This is a genomic window from Acaryochloris sp. CCMEE 5410 (genome assembly GCF_000238775.2).
Lineage (GTDB): Bacteria > Cyanobacteriota > Cyanobacteriia > Thermosynechococcales > Thermosynechococcaceae > Acaryochloris.
This window is the reverse complement of record NZ_AFEJ02000003.1, coordinates 172,531-191,090: the sequence shown is the minus strand read 5'-3', so window position 1 is coordinate 191,090 and position 18,560 is coordinate 172,531. Positions and strand designations below refer to the sequence as shown.

The following is an 18,560-nucleotide window of genomic DNA, read 5'->3' as shown; positions in this document are numbered from 1 at the left end:
TGGGAGAAAATCGTATTCCATACCCCGTCTGCTTGCAGCGAGGTAGTTGGTTGAATCTATATTTGATAAGGATTCTGGAGAAGTTTTCAAACAGCCTCTTAAATAATTTAGCTATTCTAATCGATTCTCATTCCCACCTTGACATATGCTTATGTATGAGTAATGGAAATCAAAGAATTTAGGATCTATTCTAATAATTCAGGGTGAAATAACAGTGAATTTATTTTGTGAAAAGTTTAGCTTTCCTAAGTATAGAAAAGTGCTAGTTGAATTCATGGAGTCAAATCAATAGTTTTTATTTGGCCATTTTAGGATTATGAAAACTATCATTAACTTTTTACAGGGTTGACCCAAAAGTTATCATGAGCGATTAAACTAGCAATCTAGCTTTGTTGCCGTTGATTTATTAAAGATTCGCTTGGGCCTGAAAGATATTGATATTCAGGGGGAATATCGGAGTGATCGGTGTAACCTCCTTCAAGATTTTTACATCCCTTGCCTAGAAAAGGCTAAAGTCTACGATCGGGCGGTAGGATTCTTTTCAAGCTCGTCAATGGCATCTGTGGCTCAGGGATTGACCGCTTTTATTCGTTCAGGCGGTCGAATGCGGCTGGTGACCTCACCAAAGCTATCTGATGAAGATATTGAAGCCATCACGCGAGGATTACAAGAGAGAGAGCAAATTATTGAAAGGGCTCTAGTTCGCGAATTTGAGCAAGACTTTGAGCAAATAGTGAAAGACCGTCTTGCTTGTCTAGCGTGGCTGTTATCACAGGCAGTGCTGGATATCAAGTTAGCTATCCCAAAGAAGATCAGTAGCAGGGGTATCTATCACGAGAAACTAGGAATCTTCCTGGATAGTGAGCATGACTATGTTGCCTTTACAGGATCAGCAAATGAAAGTTCCAGTGCGCTCATAGCCAACTTTGAATGTTTGGATGTCTTCTCATCCTGGGACGAACGAGTGCAAGATCGTGCTTCAAATAAGGTGATTTCCTGAAAAGAAGCCCCGTACTAAATTGGATGAATTAGGATGTCCCACTTGGGTAACTGAGGATGTCTCTCCAATCGTTTCTCAATCCCTTTCATTGCTTGTTTAGTGAGCGAAATTCCTGTTTCATAAATCTTCTGTGTCACAGTTACAACGGGGTGATTCCCCTTCCAAGTCATGGTTCTAGCCCATCCCAACAGGGTATCAACATCGGTTAATAAGGTTCCGTTCCAGTGTTGCTCCAAAATCCCCCAACATCGCTCAATGGGGTTGTACTTGCTGTGATAAGGCGGATAGTACAGGAGTTGAATAGCGGTGCCGATGTGATCGCTAAATGCCACCAGTCGATTGAGAAACTGAGTGCGTACCCCACTATTCTCAGGACCGTTATCCAACTTGATCTGGATGAGCTGCAGGGTTTGCTGTTCGGTGGGGGCCAGGGTGTTCCACCAATCCTGGAGATTATCGACCATAAAATCGCTTGTTTTGTGAGAATGGCCAAAAATGATGTGTAACGTATCGGTGTCCTCCTCTAGGATGCCGCAGGGAATATATTTTGGCCCACTCCCCATATCGTGATCACAGGCTTTCGTTTGGGTTCGAGTCTTGCCCCGACGAGAGGACTCCCCTAGTTCAACTGTGGCTTTGCAATCGATGCTCAATCGTTTGACGGTACCGTCATGGTCTTTCAAGTCTTTGTGTTTGAGGTTGGCAAAGATGGCATCGGTTTCCGGCAGTTTTTTGGGGTTTAGCTTTGAGGACAGGGCGGAGTCGATAGCCTAACCGATTCAAGACGACGGCCATAGTACTCTTTGCCGGTACAGACTTGGGGGAAATCCTTGCGCCCTCAAGTGGGTGATAGCGGCAGCCGCTGTTAAGCGGGTATAGGCAGTTGAGCTGGAAAAGGTGGGGTCTTGTTGGCAATGGGCTTCTGCAAGCTCCCGTAAGGCGGCTGCGACCTCTGGGTGAAGGTCTTCCCAACGTTTCCTGCCACAGAAACCCGACTGAGCACCCACACAAATCATGCCTGTTCGCTTCTCACCTAAACCTGTTGCCACCGTATTTCGACCCCAGCCAAAGATAATTTCTGTGAGATTGGGGTTCCCGTCACAGTATTTGAGGGCGATGTCTGCCTGGAAAGCCCGGCGGCGGGCTCCTGTCATTTTCGAGGAGGCAAATTTCAGATCTTCAAGTTGATTCCAGGTTAATTGGTCACGCATGCTCAGAGTTAGATTCAATGCATCACTATTACATTCTGTGGTCAGAAGTATGTGAGGTCTTTCCTAGAAATCGCCTAAGTTAGAAAATTTCCAGAGACTCTGGGAGGATCAAACCCCGAATATAGAGGTTTTAAGCTTTCCAGAAGCGGCGGCAAAATCGCTACTCCAGTTTTGCCCAGGGAAGCGCCCAACTTGGGAACCAGGACTATCCAATAAGCAAGTGCTGTATGGTCCTAGTCGGAGAAAACATAGAAATTGCTCTAATAAGCCTTCCCAATGCTTTCTCAAAGTTGACCTCAGACCACGCCAGGTTGATGCTTTACTGGCATGGCAGGAAGCTAATTATCGTGGCATTCTAGCTATGGCAACAGGGACAGGGAAGACAATTACAGCGCTAGGAGGAGCAGCGAATCTTCAAAAGTTAAACCTCATTGTAATTGGCGCACCTACAAACGAAATTGTGCAGCAATGGATCAAGGAACTTAGGGTAAGAACTACATTTCATCCTCCTATTGTCGCAGTTGGTCGGTCAGAAGAGTGGCGAGAGGAATTATTTCGTAAGCTCTGGTTACTCAAGCATAAGAGGTATCCAATAGAGAAGTTGCCTATTATTATCGTAGGTAACTATGGTGAGCTTTCCAAATATACAGTGGCTCAGCTTTTTGAGGATGTTGGAGGTTTGCCAAAGAATTCGCTCTTCATTGGAGATGAGGTTCACACCACTGGGGCTAAAACCTACCAAAGACTGTTAAGAGAAGACTTTAACTATCGCTTAGGACTTTCAGCAACTCCTATTCGAAAATACGACGAAGAAGGAACCGAATTAGTCTTGGAATATTTTGGCGGAATCGTATATGAGTTCCTGCTAGAAAAGGCGATCGCAGTGGGTATTCTCTGTGAATACGAATATCACGTTTATGTGGCCGAACTATCGGATGATGAGTACGACGACTTTAAGGAATTGACTGCAAAGATTGGCCGTCTGTTGAACAGTAAGGATGAAGAAGAACATGAGCAAGGGAAACGTCTAGCCATCCGTCGAGCCAATATTCTTAAGTCAGCTTCATCGAAACTGTCAGTGTTGGACAGCATTATTAGGAAGCACCCTCCTCGAAAAGCTATGGTTTACTGTGCAGATATTGAGCAAGCAACTGAGGCGAGTCGGCTCCTAACTCATCAAGGCTTTCGAGCTGCACGCTACTCCTCAGATGACGTCAACCGCAAAGGATTGTTATCAGAATTTGCCAGCGGGCGTTTGGATGCATTAGTAGCAGTTAAGTGTTTGGACGAGGGTGTAGATATCCCAGAAACAGATTTAGCCATTATTCTGGCAAGTGACTCATCAGAACGCCAGTTTGTGCAACGAAGGGGACGCATCTTGAGGGCATCAGCCGGAAAATCTTTTGCAACACTCGTAGATGTTTTAGTCGTTCCACCTTCCACTGAATCAGCACAGAGCGTTTTAAAGAGCGAGGTTCGCAGATTTGCTGAGTTTGCAAATTCAGCTAGGAATCGTATGGTGGCTGTGAATAGATTGATCCATAAGTTGGAACCCTATGGTATTAGCCATTCCGATTTACTTTGAGGTATGTATGGACGACACCTTAAACCAGAAAATACATGAGCTTGCTGTTATGTATGAGATTCCCGAGAATATGCTTCGGGAAGCGATAGCCATTGAGCAAGAAAAGGTAGTACTTAAGAATCGTCCTGGAATAAAAACGCAGCTACTAAACATGGTTGAACGTTATGCAGCTCTTTATCCTGGAATTACCTCACAGGAGGATGAGTAATGGTTTTTGAGTTGAGAAGTATTCGGTTGCAAAACTGGCGTTGTTATCAAGACGAGCATATCGAGTTCCCTCGTAACCCAGACCAAAAAAAAATTTGGATTCTATTTGGAAATAACGGTTTTGGTAAAACATCCCTCCTAGAGGGTATTCAATGGTGTCTATATGGAAGCTCTGGAGTTCCAACTGCTAACTTGCGAGACTACTTCAATCGTGTTGCAGTTAGAACAAAGCCAGATCTGGAATTATCTGCTCAATTGACCTTTGAGCGAGATGCCAAGATTCATGAAATTAGCCGCCATGCAAAGCGAGTTGTTAAAGGTACATCAATCACTGCCCGAGTGAGTGAAGCAAGCTACCGCATTGATGGGGTCGAGCAAGGGGATTCCAGAGAGCGAATTGAAAACCTTTTACCTGAAGCGTGTAGTCAGTTCTTCTTCTTTGATGGGTTAGAAATTAAGCGTTATGCGCAATCTTTTTATAACCAACAGACCAAAGAGTCAATTGAACGCACATTAGGGCTGCCAGAACTAATGAATTTACGTGATGATGCGTCAAAAGCGTTGAGTTTATTGGATGATAAGCTGAGCGATCTTGATTCTGATGATCAAGAACTTAAAGCTCTCAACACTCAGATCATTGATAAGCAAGAGGAGATTACGACTGTCGAAGAACAACTGCAGTTTTACCAAGAACAGCACCAGGCCGCTATAAAAACTCTGGAATCACTGCAGTCAGAGGCAAGTCAGATCGATGCCTTACAAACCAAGATGAATGAGATTCTGCGGCTACAACGCGAAGAGTCTCGTTTCCGCGAAGACATCAGCATTCGAGAGGAAAAAATAGAAGAGGCATTAAGGCAGTCCCCTATCCCACTTCTGACAGATCTTATCCGAGAAGTTGCGGATGAGATGCAACGCAATACCGTAACAGTCGCTCGAAGAGCAGGGTCAGCTTCACAACTTAAGGCTCTACTCAATGCTGATATGTGTTTGTGTGGGCGTCCTATGGATGACCATACTCGAACTCATATTCAACAAGAGATAGATAAAAGTAACCTATCCGGCAGTATCGGTATGGATGCACTTCGGCAAGATAGCTTACGCATGGAACTCGAAAACCTTGCCAGCTTCGAGTTGCCTGATTTAGAGAAACTTTGTCTCGAACGAGATGGATTACGGGACAATTTACAAGAAATTCGACAAACTATCACTCGTCTCAAGGAAGAAACAGGTGATTTAGATTTTGAAAAATCCAAGGAGATTTGGCGACAAGTTATTGAAACAGAATATACTATCAAGGAAAAAAAAGAAGCAACTGAGCGAAATAGCAAAACCCTAGAGCGCCTTTTGCAAGAGGAAGAGCAGCTACGACGTAAGCGTGAAAAGTACGTCAGCCGCCGCAGCGAAAGTGATACCCTGGTGCGACAATCCCAGCTAGCAAGGGGTTTGCAACATGCAGCAAAAGAACTTATCGAGTGGCGTATCGAGGAAAGGAAGGCAACTATTGAGCAGATTACTTCTGAAATTCACCAGCGCGTTACCAATAAGCCTGATGAATATGTTGGGGTTGTCATCAAACCAGACTATTCCTTAGGACTGAAAAACGCAGCAGGAGATGTGCTAAAACCTGAAACATTAAGTGCGGGTGAAAAAGAAGCACTCGCTTTTTCGTTTATCACTGGCTTGAACTTAGCTTCAGGAACTGCTGCCCCTTTTGTAATGGATACACCATTTGGTCATTTGGACGTTGCACATCAAGAAAATTTGGTTGCCTCACTACCAGATTTACCTTCTCAGGTTATTGTCTTAGCAACGGATCGAGATTTCCCACGTGATTTACTCAGTACCATTCGTAGTGAGGTTGCTGAAATTCTTATAATAAAACGTTTAGGGGCTACTGAGGATTCTTCGACTGTGAGAGCTGCCGCATGATGAGATTTAATCCGAGACAAAAGTTTCGACCGAGTTCTGAAGCTAAGTCTTTTTTGCAGTATTTGAAAGAGCGTGCTGTTTTTGGCAGACAAATTGATGCTTATGCCTTTGCAGCAGCTTATGCTATGAAAAACAATCTTGATATCTCAGATATAAAAATGATAGATCGCAGTGACTTGGAGGAAGTTAGCACTTTGGATGATGAAGTGCGCTTAGCGTTGGAGGCTAGTCTTCATTCACTTCAGAAGCGAAATGGTCAACCCGAACCTGGCGATTCTCAGCAATTAATGGACTTGATATCAAGATATGCTGAAGTTGGCTTGGCCAGTTTACAAACCCAATGGACTGGCAAGACATCTATACAAATACAGGACAAAATTCGTTCAGAAATCAGTTAGGTTTAAGCAGGCAACTTAATAATTAACTTCAGGAACCAGATAATTTGAGCATATTCAATTCTCTACTATTGAAATACTTAGTCAACAGAATAAAACTCTTTTTAAGAAGGGCGAGTTCGATCTAGAAATGTTTTAAGCTCTATCACTGTTAGACTTTCTCCCGCCTGATATATACCTGGAAAGTAAAGAATGTGAGTTGAACCAAAATAATAAACTGATTCCTCTGGCACTAGTTCAACATCTATATTATTCTTTTCAAATTTACTCTTATTTAACTTCCAGCAAACAAGAAGATTTATATCTTGATATGTCTTCTTATTATCTAGTATATCTCTTAAAATATCTTCAGCTTTATGCTTAAATTCAATGATTATTTGATCTTCTAATAATTCTTCTCTTATACTATTTGCTTGAAACTTACCAATATGCTTTTTCGGTATTGAGTAATAAATAAAAGCATCATACTGATCAATAGTGTTATTTCTGAGAGTTTGATAGCCTTTTAAGATATTAGCTCCAACCAACTCATAAAACAATGCCACGACCATTTGCTCTCGCTGTGGCTCCTTTTTATATTGAATCGCGCCGAAGTTTAGGTCTTTCCACTCATGAGCTTTCTGAAACAATAATTGTAGTTTGCCTTGCTTCCTTCTAGTAACTGCTTCAGGATCTGCTGGTGTGAGAGATTGAAGATAACCAAGAATGTCCTTCCATATGGTTTTGGAAATATCTTGCATCATCGGCTTAGCTCTTCCTCTTAGTGTTTTTCTACCTACGTCAAAATTCATTTCATCGTCTTGAAGTAGCATAAAAACACGACGCCAATAGAAAGCAGAGCCAGTTATAGGGGGTTCAATAAATATTCCAGTTGGCATTCCACGAGTTGCAATATGAATTCCTACCCAGCTGGGTGGTGACCAGCCTTCTTCAGAACTCATGTCACTCGTGAGATCGTCAAAGGCTTTAGGAGCCATCGAAAATGAATAGCAATGAATAGAACGCCCACTTGCTGTAGTTAACGTATTTCTGTAGACTAGGGCTTTCCCTCTTGCTAGATGTAGCTTTCTCTTCTCTACATAATCTTGAAACTTTTCAAAAGAGATTTTGCTTTGTTCTGAGATTAATTCCTCAGGAGATTCATAGCAGTATGGGACTTGTTTTATTGTTTCTTCTCCTTCCACAGAAATATACTGAAGCGTAATTTCGATTTCAGGCTCAGGAGTTCTATTAGAAACGACTGGATCTGTATTACCCACTGCGGTTCTCGTTCTTAATGTCCACATTAACTCTGGTAGTGATATATCAAAAATATCTCGATCACAGTAGTCAACTGTGGAAACATCAGTCATCTCAAGTACTGTATATTTTGTAGAGCCAAGTTCGCGGCTAACTCCATCTGGCGTAGAATTCATAGGTTTGAGCATTGGGCGTTCCCCAGTTATACCCTTTACATAGTCATGTGCTCCTTCTACAACAACTTCAATTGTTTCAGTACCATTGCAAGTTTTTACTCTTATACGATTTGAAGTAAATGTTAAAAAAGAAAAACCAACTCCCTTTTCGCCTCTAGAACGACGCTGCTTTCCTGAAGATTTAGAGACTCTCTTGTATGTTACGTTTGGCTTTAATGCATTTTTAAGTACTGACCAAGGCATTCCTGTACCCGTATCAGTGACAGTAATAGTCCGCTTAGGAATATCAAATTTTAGTGATATTTTTGCGACTGCCGTTGTAGGTTCTTGATGGTATCTATCATCTACTGAATCGACAGCGTTTTGAAGACTTTCGGCTAAAACATCGTGGAATTGACTGTAGCTAGAGAGTAAATTCTCTGCTTCCAGTCGGATTTCTTCCTCAACTTCTTGTTTAAGAAAATCCACTTCTTCTAAGAAAGCAACCACAGCTTAGCCTCGCCAAACTTTATGAGTACATGCTCAAGCTTAGCGGAACACATATCAACACGCCAAAGCATCAGTAAGACACTGGCTCTTTAGATAGGCTGTTCGTAGACAGTACGTATGTAAAAAATAGCATAATGTTTGCTATTTTTTACATACGTGCCTTAAGATTGCTTGTAATCTAATCAGAATATTACGTAAAAAGTGATATTCCTGTGTTTAATTGTCCTGCGCAATTTTCTTTATTCCATTTTCAGGCTTCTAAAGCTATGACCCTACCATTCGAGTATGTTTTTCCAGCTATAAGAGGTATTCAGGCTGGGCATGAGTACTACGTCTCGATGTGTCCGGTAAGGCTGATTCCCAAACTTTTCTCGTTTGATGACGAGGAAATTCCAGCTGAGATGAGATCGCAGCGAATCCTTAATAAACACAGAGTTCCAGACATTGCTCGCTATATCCTCGACAACCCTAAGGACTATGTATTTTCAGCAATCACTGTCTCTGTGAACTCCAGCATCAACTTTGAAGCCCTTGCTGGAGAGGACATTGGACAACTAAAGATTCCAATGGATGCTCGGTTTGTAATCAATGACGGTCAACACCGCCGCGCAGCCTTTGAACAAGCTTTAAAGGATAACCCTGAGCTAGGGGATGAGACCATTGCGGTCGTCTTTTTCCGCGATCTAGGGCTTAAACGTTCGCAGCAGATGTTCACAGATCTAAACCGTTATGCTTCACGGCCTGACGCTTCCTTGAATATCCTTTACGATTATCGGGATCAGAAGGCAATCCTTTCTAAAGAGGTCGTCAAACGAGTTCCGGTTTTTAGCAAACTTACTAGCACTGAACGGAGCAATCTTCCTGTTCGCTCTAGCAAGCTTTTCACCCTGAGTTCTATCTACAGCGCCACTCAACATTTACTTGTGAACCACAAAGAGGTTGAGCTTGAGGCAAAAATCAATCTTGCAACCCGCTTCTGGGCTGCTGTGAGCCAAAATATTTTGGATTGGCATCAGGTAATGCTCAAAGAAGTCAGTGCAGGGGAAATTCGCCGAGAATATGTGCATAGCCATGCCGTTACCTTGGCAGGACTGGGGGGCGCAGGTGCAGCATTAACTACGATTTATCCTGATGGAGACTGGGCAGAGCTGCTTAGAGGATTACGAAAAATTGATTGGCGTCGCTCTAATCCAGATTGGGAAGGGCGCATTATGTCTGCGGGTCGGCTCTCAAAATCTAGAGCCAGTATAAATTTCTTAACAGCCTATGTGAAGAAGGCGTTAGGATTGCCTCTAACTACGGAGGAGGAAAACTTAGAGCGAGTCCATGCTTTAGCAGGAAGATAATCTTGATGTATTACTGACTGTACGTAATTAAAAACGTACTCGCACTCTAGGGATATTTATGATTGAAGCGAACTCGTCCAACATTACTAATAGCACTCAAAGAAATGTCTCCAACCTGATCGAAGATATTCAGGCATTAACTGCTGAAATTCAGCAACTCTATACCCAGGACGCTCTACCCTGGATTATCGGCTATTCAGGCGGGAAAGATTCAACAGTGATCTTGCAGCTGGTTTGGAATGCCATCGCCGCACTCCCCCTAGAAAAGCGCACAAAAACCGTTCACGTTATCACCACAGACACTCTGGTTGAGAACCCTGTCGTTGCTGCTTGGGTCAGCAAATCTCTCGATCAAATGCTAAAAGCAGCCCAAGCTCAGAATATGCCTGTCAAACCGGTACTCCTCAAACCAGCGGTTAAAGACACCTTTTGGGTCAATCTCATTGGCAAAGGTTATCCTGCTCCGCGCCAAGGCTTTCGCTGGTGCACAGAACGCCTCAAAATCCGCCCCTCCGACAACTACATTCGTGAGAAGATTCGAGAAAGTGGCGAAGTCATTCTAGTGCTGGGTACTCGCAAAGCCGAAAGTGCTAGTCGTTCAGCTTTAATGGCAGAACACCGTAAATGGCGTGTGTTTTCTCACCTCAACTACAACCCCAGTCGCCCTAATTCTCTTATTTACACTCCTATTGAAGATTGGCGCACGGATGAGGTTTGGATGTATCTTATGCAGTGGCCCAATCCTTGGGGTAATAGCAATAAAGAACTATTCACCATGTATCGAGGGGCAACTGCAGACAATGAATGCCCCCTTGTCATTGACACATCAACCCCAAGTTGCGGCAGTTCTCGATTTGGCTGTTGGGTCTGCACCCTGGTTTCCAAAGATAAATCAATGGAAGCCATGATTCAGAATGATGCTGAAAAGGAGTGGATGCAACCCTTGCTCAATCTTCGCAATGAGCTAGACGTAGAGAACGACCATGATAGGCGAGACTTTAGACGCAGGCAGGGGCATGTTCAATTGTATGAGCGGGCAGCTCAAGATTCAGGTACAACTGAAGTTGTCAATATACCAGGACCTTACACGAAGCATTGGCGTGAAGAATGGCTCCGGCGAGTTCTTTCCACTCAGGCTGCGGCTCGACGCAACGCTCCTGAAGCCATGCAAGATATTGAACTCATAACGGATGATGAACTCAGCGAAATACGCCGCATCTGGCTAGAAGAGTTCCATGAATTTGATGATTCACTGCCGCTAATATATGAAACTATTACCGGAGAACCCTTCCAGGATTCACGCCCGAACAGCGGTAATTCTCTTCTGGGCGAAGACGAATGGAGCACTTTAGAAGAAATTTGCGACAACTCGATGCAGTTTGAATTGATTGCTCGATTGCTGGACATCGAGCGGCAGTATCAAACTATGTCCCGTCGTAAAGGCATCATTGACGCTCTAGAAAAGCCCTTTACTACCAGCTCTCGCGAAAGGGATGAGGCGATGGCATATGCTCATAACCGTCGTCGTATTCAGCAGGCAGCAAGCGCTGGTGAAGCAGAAACCCTTAAAAAACTTTTTTCCCAAGGAGAAGTGGGCAACTCTAACTCAAATTCTTTAGAAGAGAGTACCCATGCACACAATGTAGACCCTAGCGCCGACAATCAATCTGAGTCTTGGGCTAATCTGAAATTTGGTGAGAGGAAGTAGCTCCTGTGATTTTTCAAGAACTGGTGCTCCAAAATTTTGGTCCTTATCGTGGACGACAGGTCATTCACTTAGCCCCTCTGGACAGTGCTCAACCCATTATTTTGTTTGGAGGTATGAACGGTGGAGGCAAAACCACGCTTATGGATGCTATCCGCCTAGCACTTTATGGGCATCGGGCTCCTTGTTCCACTCGGGGGAATCTGGCCTATAAAGATTTTCTGGTTCAAACTATCAATCAGCAAACCAATGGGGAACCCACGGCAGTTGAGCTATCACTTCAGCTGACTCTGAATAATGCAGTTCAGCCCACTACTTTTCAGATCTGTCGGAGCTGGACAAAAGACACTAAAAGTAGTCGAGATAAACTGGACATCCTTGTAGATGGAGAGCTAGATCCAGCATTAACGAAAACTTGGGACCAACGCATTGAGGACTTGTTGCCCTTAGGTATTGCCAATTTATTTCTATTTGACGGAGAGCAGGTAAAAGAACTAGCCGAACAGGATGAGTTACCTTCGGTAGTTGTAGGGGCCATGCGTTCGCTCCTAGGCTTAGAACTCCCTGACCGCCTATCGGCAGATTTAGGAATCTTGGCATCCCGAAAGAGTAAAGCCATCTCCAGTAATCAAGAAAGTCAAACGCTGGAAACAATCGAACAAAAGCTGGCGGAACTAGAAGCCCAACGCCTGTCAGCCAAGAAGCACAACACTTCCGTCTACTCTGAGCTGGATGAAGAGAAAAAAAATCTGAATGAAGCTCAAGAACGTTTTCTAGCTAAGGGTGGCAAGATTGCTGCCGAAAGGAGTCAATTGGAACGTCAACTTCAACAGGCAAAAGACGAGGCACAGGCGCAGCGGCGAGCGCTACGGGAATTTGCTGCTGGTGTTTTACCCTTAGCGCTGATTCAACCACTCCTCCAAGATGTGCAGGAACAACTTCAAACTGAAGTGCGATACGAGCAATTTCAAGGGGCAAAGGATTTGTTGCAAGAGCGCAATCAGCATCTGCTGAGCTTTGTTGAAACCCTACAGATTGATCAGACCAAAGTTCAGAAAATTCGTAACTTCCTTGATCAAGAAGATGAAGACTGGACACATCCCCAAACTCAGCCATGGCTTAATGCCACAGCAGATCATCTCCATCAGCTTACTCAAATCCTGAATCATTCATTACCCGCTCAACAGCAACTCGTCCAGGAACGTCTCAATGCTCTACAGGCCATTGAAGAGACCGCCGAAACCGCTGAACGCTATATGGCTACTGCAGCCTCTCCCGAAACCTATGAGAAGCTATCGCAGCAGGTAACCGAAGCCCAGAATAAGGTAGCAAAGCTCACAGTAAAACATGAGCAAACTCAGCGTGAATACGACAAAATTACTCAGAAAATCGCTCAAATCAAGAAAGAGTTACTGTCCTACAGCCAAACGACTCTTGAGCAGCTCGATGATGAGCATATTCTTAAGTCCATTTCAACGGTGCAGGAAAAGCTGCAGATCTTTAAGCAACGGTTGAAGCTACAAAAGCTGAACCAGCTCGAAACCCTTGTTACTCAATGCTTTTTACATCTATTGCACAAGTCGAATCTAGTGCATCGAGTCGAAATCGATACTGAGGCATTCACTTTGTCTCTTTTTGACCAAACGGGACAGTCCGTGCCTAAACATCGGCTCTCTGCTGGGGAAAAACAGCTTTTAGCCATTGCGCTTTTATGGGGATTGGCTCAGGCATCGGGGCGACAACTGCCTATAGCCATCGACACCCCTCTAGGCCGACTCGATTCCTCCCATCGCAAAAACATCGTGAAACGATATTTCCCGCAAGCCAGTCATCAAGTTTTACTACTCTCTACAGACACTGAAATTGGCAAACCCGAAATCAAGGAACTGAGGAAAAACAAGGCGATCAGCCGTGAATATTTGCTCCATTACGACGCAAAAATGAAGCAAACTCAAGTCCAAACAGGTTACTTTTGGAAATAAATCTATGTTGCCATCTCCTGTTGAACGGATAAGAATCTCTCAAGCTGGCAAAGACCAGCTAATCAAGTTAAAACGGGTAACAAAGATTGAACAATGGAATATTCTATGTCGTTGGGCATTGTGCCGATCCCTAGCAGAACCAACACCACCCTCCCCCGTTCCCATCCCCGCAGACAGCAATGTCGAGATGACCTGGCCAGTATTTGGGGGCGAGCTTGCAGATTTTCTCATTCTTGCTCTCAAACAGCGTTGTCACAACGATGGATTCCCCACGGACCCAGAAACATTAGCAGCTCAGTTTCGCTTGCATTTGCATCGGGGTATTGGCTATCTGGCGAGCGACCCTAAGGTCAAAGCCATTGATGGTTGTATCGCAATGGCCTTAAAACAATAGTGGCTGAATACTCCCATCCGGCAGAACCTCATTGAACCGTTCATCCCCATGTGGTTCGGTGCCATCCCATTTATCAGGGTATGTCTTTAATTCAATCAGCTCATGGATGCGAGCCAACTCTTCTGAATTGATCAGGCTAATAGGGGGTCTGCCCAGACGCTGGGCATCCTGATTCACTTGTTTTTGGATCACTAGAACCTGTTCAAGCATCCAGCATCGGGCATCCAGATATATTGGCCCTAGACGATTTCTACCAATATACTTTGTTGCTGATTTTCTGATTTCTCCAGGTTTTCGCAATCGATACTGAGGCTTTTTCATCTCCCAGTATAAGGATCTTAGCTGCTGTAAAGGAGCTAAATATTCCCAATCTGATTGAGCTACGACACGATCCAGGGCTGCATCTTTTTGCACTAATGGTCAACCGATACAACCCGTACGGGCATTGATCGGCTCTTCTCCCTCAGCAGTGTCTTGCCCATAGACTTTTAAGATCGCATCGGTTGAGAATCCACTCATTGGTGCTTCAAACATCAGCCAGTCCCAGACATGACAAACTCTCCAGTGAACAATGGGGGCAAGAGTATCAGCGATGGTTTTGGAAAAGCTTTGCTGAAACCAGCCTTGACCACATTCACCGCCATCCTTCGTACAACTCATCGCAATCCGTTGATCCCGTGCAGCGCTTTCACCAATACGCACCCCGGTCAACATCAAAAACTTCTCTCCCGCCTCTGCTCGGAGTTTCTCCAATTCCCGTTCCATACTCATGACTTTAAGCTTGGGCGTGCACCAGCGAAATGTGTTAGAGGGTGGAGGGACTCCTCGACCGAGCATGTATACAAAATACCGATGATCTAACTTGGGCAGAACCACTCGACAATCCATGCCATGGGTTTGGAGTTCTGCCATGATGTCCATTGCAGCGTTGTGAAGTGGAGGAAATTCTTGGCGAGTGTCAGCATATAAAACAGTGAGGGTTTCTGGTTTTGGGATGCGCCCAGTTTCAATCAGATGATCTACAAGCGTTACTGTGGCCGTACTGTCTTTCCCACCTGAAAAGGCAATGGCCAATGTCGATAGAGATAGCCATACTGCTGAAGTGACTCAACCGATAGCTCTATGCTTTTCAGGAGCGTTAATCGTTCTTCCTCAAATAAACTGAGAGTTTTCAATAGCGATAGCCCAAACTTTTATTTGTCCATCTTGGCATGATGGAAATTTTGATGACTCATTTCAATACCTTTTCAAGAATAGTAGCAACGTTAGTTTATTGATAGGGTGGTATTTCCTGAAGTCTTATCCAAATTAGGCTTGTCTTTGAATGATTGATGAGATTGGCGAAGGGCTTCAATGGTCTGACACACCGTTGACGCACAGCGGTCAATTTCATGCTCTGTATTGAACCGACCAATACAAAATCGTAAGGAAGCCGAGGCCAAATCACGCTCACGACCTAAAGCTAACAATACATGGGAAGGTTCAGTACGTCCTGAAGCACAGGCTGATCCAGAAGAGACAGCTATATCAGACCGTAGACCTAACAATAGTGCAGCCCCATCCACTCCCTCAACGCTCACATTCAGTGAACCGGGGAGCCGTTCTGTTTCATGTCCATTTAGGATAATTCCGTCTAGTTGTTTTAGGGACGACCAGAGGCGATTCCGAAGCCGTTTCTGGCGACCTGCTTCCCGATTTAGTTCGGTGAGAGCCAGTTCCACAGCAGTACTAAAACCGACAATTTGATGGGTGGGCATTGTCCCAGAGCGTAGTCCATGTTCCTGTCCCCCTCCATGTATTTGTGGTGCTAAATTTAGAGGAGGCCGCCGCCGAATATAGAGCGCACCAATACCTTTAGGGCCATAGAGCTTGTGTGCTGTCAAAGACATCAAGTCAATATTCATGGCTTTGACATCAAGCGGGATTTTACCAATAGCTTGAGCAGCATCAGTATGGAACAGTACTTTGTGATCATGGCAAATCCGACCAATGGCTGCTAAGGGCTGTAGTACTCCAATTTCATTATTGGCAGCCATCACTGATACCAGAATAGTATCGGGTCGAAGGGCGTCCTCTAGATCTTTCAACTGCAAGAGGCCATCTGACTGAATGGGTAGATAGGTGACCTCAAAACCTAAGCTCTCAAGATACCGACAAGGTTCAAGAACGGCTCGGTGCTCCGTTTTGACGGTAATGATATGCTTGCCCCGTTGGAAATACGCTTCGGCAACTCCTTTTAATGCGAGGTTATTCGCCTCGGACGCACCGCTAGTGAATATAATTTCTTCCGGTTGGGCACCAATAGCTTCTGCCAATGTTTCTCGCGATAGCTTCACAGCTGCTTCAGCTTCCCATCCATAAAGATGAGATTGACTAGAAGGGTTACCAAACTGTTCTTGAAGGTAAGGCATCATTGCTTTGACCACTCGTGAATCAGTGGGTGTTGTTCCATGACCATCAAGAAAGATTGGACGCTGCATTGTTTTCTTTGCTTAAATCACGACCTACTTTTAACACAAATTGCCTATCCGGCCCGTCAATTACTTTTCTAGAGGCATTGAAAAATATTAAACCTTGTTCATTACAATGCCCTCCTAGGCTTCAGATTTTCATTTTTCCTGACGAGTAGACTGTGTTGCACTTTTTAAGCGCTCAAACAGTTCTGGATCATCCTTTATAAGGTAATTGTCATGAGGTGGCCTACGAATAATATAAGATTCTGGCAACTTACCACCTCGAATAGAGCGATACAGCCAACTTCGGCTAACTCCTAGTTTGCGGGATAGGCCAAGAACAGTCCACATACCATCTACCTTCTCCGCCAAACAACATTTATGATAGGGACTAGTGAGCTGGTGTTGGTGACGAATTTTGAAGACAGTACCACTCGAAACTTTCAAGTTTCGAGCAGACCGAAATCCTTCGTTAGTTAGTATTTTGGCAATTTGATCATCGGTTTTGTTCTCCTGCCATAATTGCCTGGTTCGTTCCACCATGTCTTGATAGCCTGTGATGTCTGCTTGACGATGGATAGGAGGACGCACAATCCCTTCAGAGAAATGACCACTTACCCAAACAATTCTGACTTGAACTTGGTCTGCTTGAATGCGTTGGAGAATCACTTGAGAAATTAGACTCCGTAATAATTTTTTTCGATGTTCATTAGTGAGTTGCTCAGTAGACCATAGGTGAGGAAGATGCTGATTTATCTCACTTAATTGTTGGCGTAATGGGTTGCTAAGCTTAGGCTCTATAGGTTTTTGCTCAAAGCGTTCAACTATTTCTTGAGTCTCTTTAAGAGTAAGAAGTTTATCTTCCCATTGTTTTTCTAGTTCAGCTGCAACTAATCTATTCTCTGGGTCAACCTGCTCGTATCGGCGACGAGCTAGGGCGGCTTCATATTGTGCTTTTTGCATCTGCTGATGATGGTACTTTTTTAATTGCTGATACTCTTTTTTTTGCTGGGATAAGACTTCTTCCAGAGCACTGAGTTGGGCAGGTTGAATAGCTTCAAAAAAAGCGTTTACTACAAACTTTTCAACAGACGAACCCTCTAATTTTGCACATGTCGGAACCGCGAATTCTGTGGCCAATGCTGAACAGACATAGCGAACTTTTGGCTTATAGATTACTTGCATGCGCCGACCACAACACCCACAGATTGCTAGACCCTGCAATAATGCTGCGCCTTTGCGGGGAGTTCCTTTACTCTGTCCATGTGTTTGCCTAAAATGATTGATGTTGTCTGTCAATTGAGCCCGGTTGACTAAATATTGCTCCCAACTGATGTATGCCGGATAAGCATCATGGATAAGGCATTGCCAATTTTCCATGGACTGGCGAACCAAACCTGTAGTAGGACGCCCTGGTATTTGACGCTTTGGATCCTTTGCTTTGCGTCCATAGGCAAAAGCTCCAGCATAGGCCGGGTTAGTAAGAATTTGGAGAATAGCTGGATGGGAGGGTTGTTTCCAAGTAAGTTCTCGATTTCCGGGGCCACTGCGTCGCTGGCGTGGGATGAGAATTTGGTGCTGCTTGCAGTAGTGCAAAACTTTTTGACAGGTTCTTAATTCACTAAATTTTGCAAATACCAAATCGATTACATGACGAACCTGGGCGTCTGGGTCTTTGATTACCGTTTTGTCTGCTAAGCGAACTAATCCTGTTGGTAATCGTTGAACATATTCACCTCGTTGGACTTTACTCAAACGTCCGGCGTTTAAGCGTTGATGGATCATGTGAAGTTCAGCTTCACTCATGGTTCCTTTTAAACCCAATAACAAGCGATCGTTAAATTCTCTTGGGTCATAAATACCTTCGTTGTCCCCAATTAGTGTTCCAAATAGAGTGGCTAGGTCCAATAGCTGATACCAGTCAGCATTATTGCGAGCTAATCGAGATGCATCCCACCCAAACACAATACCAACATGACCTAATGCTACTTCTGCTGTTAGCGATTTGAAATCGTCACGACTTTTTGCGTGGCCGGCAGATTGGCCCAGATCGCCATCTAATACCTCTATACGCTCAGAGTGCCAGCCTAATATTTCAGCACGTTTCACCAATGCGCGTTGATTGAGTTGGCTATCCAAATGTTCTCGTACTTGTTTTGAACTCGACTGCCGAATATAGATGATGGCTTTGCGCTCCAGATGCGCAGATGTCAACTTACTTGATGTTGGGTTGATAGTCACAGTCATGCTCTTGTTCCTCAGGTAAAGTGGGGTCAGATGCCATCTTGAGCCAATGTTGGGAAACGGCAATAAGGGTGTGGTGTAGGTGTTGTTGTTGTCCTGTGGTGAGCTTGCTCCAAAGTTGATGGGGAGCAATTTCTCCTTCGTTTTCAACCAGCGGGGGCACTCGACTCCGTTGAATCTTCATCGCTGCGATTTCCTTGGT

The 18,560-nt window shown here is 44.3% G+C and carries 16 protein-coding genes and 1 pseudogene; 9 read left to right on the top strand and 8 right to left on the bottom strand.

Annotated elements, in window-relative coordinates; genetic code table 11:
• Positions 1 to 418 precede the first annotated feature (418 nt).
• Positions 419 to 1,000 (top strand): phospholipase D-like domain-containing protein, encoded by a 582-nt coding sequence (locus ON05_RS31120; RefSeq protein WP_039782193.1) that lies wholly within the window; start codon positions 419 to 421, stop codon positions 998 to 1,000.
• Positions 1,001 to 1,014: 14 nt separating this feature from the next.
• On the opposite strand, the gene ON05_RS31115 is transcribed toward ON05_RS31120, so the two are convergent.
• Complete coding sequence (locus ON05_RS31115; RefSeq protein ID WP_010474323.1) at positions 1,015 to 1,683, bottom strand: ISAzo13-like element transposase-related protein; 669 nt, start codon at positions 1,681 to 1,683, stop codon at positions 1,015 to 1,017.
• A pseudogene (locus ON05_RS31110) lies at positions 1,670 to 2,211 on the bottom strand (transposase). The gene ON05_RS31115 and the pseudogene ON05_RS31110 overlap by 14 nt, the downstream one beginning before the upstream one ends.
• 220 nt (positions 2,212 to 2,431) lie before the next feature.
• On the opposite strand from ON05_RS31110, the gene ON05_RS31105 reads away from it, so the two are divergent.
• From ON05_RS31105 to ON05_RS31090, 4 genes are all read left to right on the top strand, one after another.
• Positions 2,432 to 3,796, top strand: a complete 1,365-nt coding sequence (locus tag ON05_RS31105) for a DEAD/DEAH box helicase family protein (protein WP_071826395.1) — start codon at positions 2,432 to 2,434, stop codon at positions 3,794 to 3,796.
• A 7-nt stretch (positions 3,797 to 3,803) separates the two neighbouring features.
• Entirely contained in the window at positions 3,804 to 4,004 is a 201-nt protein-coding gene (locus ON05_RS31100) for a hypothetical protein (protein WP_010479629.1), read from the top strand.
• Positions 4,004 to 5,935 carry an AAA family ATPase gene (locus tag ON05_RS31095; protein WP_010479627.1) on the top strand — a complete coding sequence of 644 codons (1,932 nt, stop codon included), beginning with the start codon at positions 4,004 to 4,006 and terminating at the stop codon, positions 5,933 to 5,935. The genes ON05_RS31100 and ON05_RS31095 overlap by 1 nt, the downstream gene beginning before the upstream one ends.
• A gap of 62 nt (positions 5,936 to 5,997) precedes the next feature.
• Positions 5,998 to 6,333: a hypothetical protein gene (locus tag ON05_RS31090; RefSeq protein WP_139026111.1), complete on the top strand. Its 336-nt coding sequence runs from the start codon at positions 5,998 to 6,000 to the stop codon at positions 6,331 to 6,333.
• 101 nt (positions 6,334 to 6,434) lie between these two features.
• On the opposite strand, the gene ON05_RS31085 is transcribed toward ON05_RS31090, so the two are convergent.
• Entirely contained in the window at positions 6,435 to 8,234 is a 1,800-nt protein-coding gene (locus ON05_RS31085) for an ATP-binding protein (RefSeq protein ID WP_010479624.1), read from the bottom strand.
• Positions 8,235 to 8,500: 266 nt separating this feature from the next.
• Here ON05_RS31085 and dndB point away from each other — a divergent pair, with 266 nt between their 5' ends.
• From dndB to dndE, 4 genes are read left to right on the top strand one after another with little or no spacing between them, the layout of a single operon-like run.
• Positions 8,501 to 9,580: a DNA sulfur modification protein DndB gene (dndB, locus tag ON05_RS31080; protein ID WP_039781824.1), complete on the top strand. Its 1,080-nt coding sequence runs from the start codon at positions 8,501 to 8,503 to the stop codon at positions 9,578 to 9,580.
• 58 nt (positions 9,581 to 9,638) lie between these two features.
• Positions 9,639 to 11,288, top strand: coding sequence for a DNA phosphorothioation system sulfurtransferase DndC (dndC, locus tag ON05_RS31075; RefSeq protein WP_010479619.1), 1,650 nt, complete (start codon positions 9,639 to 9,641; stop codon positions 11,286 to 11,288).
• A 5-nt stretch (positions 11,289 to 11,293) separates the two neighbouring features.
• Positions 11,294 to 13,267 (top strand): DNA sulfur modification protein DndD, encoded by a 1,974-nt coding sequence (gene dndD / locus ON05_RS31070; protein WP_010479618.1) that lies wholly within the window; start codon positions 11,294 to 11,296, stop codon positions 13,265 to 13,267.
• Between the two features lie 7 nt (positions 13,268 to 13,274).
• Complete coding sequence (gene dndE / locus ON05_RS31065; RefSeq protein ID WP_029315624.1) at positions 13,275 to 13,661, top strand: DNA sulfur modification protein DndE; 387 nt, start codon at positions 13,275 to 13,277, stop codon at positions 13,659 to 13,661.
• Here the strand turns inward: dndE and ON05_RS38230 are convergent.
• From ON05_RS38230 to ON05_RS31045, 5 genes are all read right to left on the bottom strand, one after another.
• A complete protein-coding gene (locus tag ON05_RS38230; protein ID WP_316964651.1) occupies positions 13,650 to 13,871 on the bottom strand; it encodes a hypothetical protein in 222 nt (73 codons plus the stop codon). The two genes, dndE and ON05_RS38230, sit on opposite strands and share 12 nt — an antisense overlap.
• Positions 13,872 to 14,081: 210 nt before the next feature.
• Complete coding sequence (locus tag ON05_RS38225; RefSeq protein ID WP_236619132.1) at positions 14,082 to 14,735, bottom strand: phosphoadenosine phosphosulfate reductase family protein; 654 nt, start codon at positions 14,733 to 14,735, stop codon at positions 14,082 to 14,084.
• 191 nt (positions 14,736 to 14,926) lie between these two features.
• On the bottom strand, positions 14,927 to 16,141 hold the full coding sequence (locus ON05_RS31055) for a cysteine desulfurase family protein (RefSeq protein ID WP_010479614.1): 1,215 nt from the start codon (positions 16,139 to 16,141) through the stop codon (positions 14,927 to 14,929).
• 129 nt (positions 16,142 to 16,270) lie between these two features.
• Complete coding sequence (locus tag ON05_RS31050) at positions 16,271 to 18,361, bottom strand: recombinase family protein (protein ID WP_010479611.1); 2,091 nt, start codon at positions 18,359 to 18,361, stop codon at positions 16,271 to 16,273.
• Positions 18,330 to 18,542 (bottom strand): hypothetical protein, encoded by a 213-nt coding sequence (locus tag ON05_RS31045; protein WP_010479609.1) that lies wholly within the window; start codon positions 18,540 to 18,542, stop codon positions 18,330 to 18,332. The genes ON05_RS31050 and ON05_RS31045 overlap by 32 nt, the downstream gene beginning before the upstream one ends.
• Between the last annotated feature and the right edge of the window lie 18 nt (positions 18,543 to 18,560).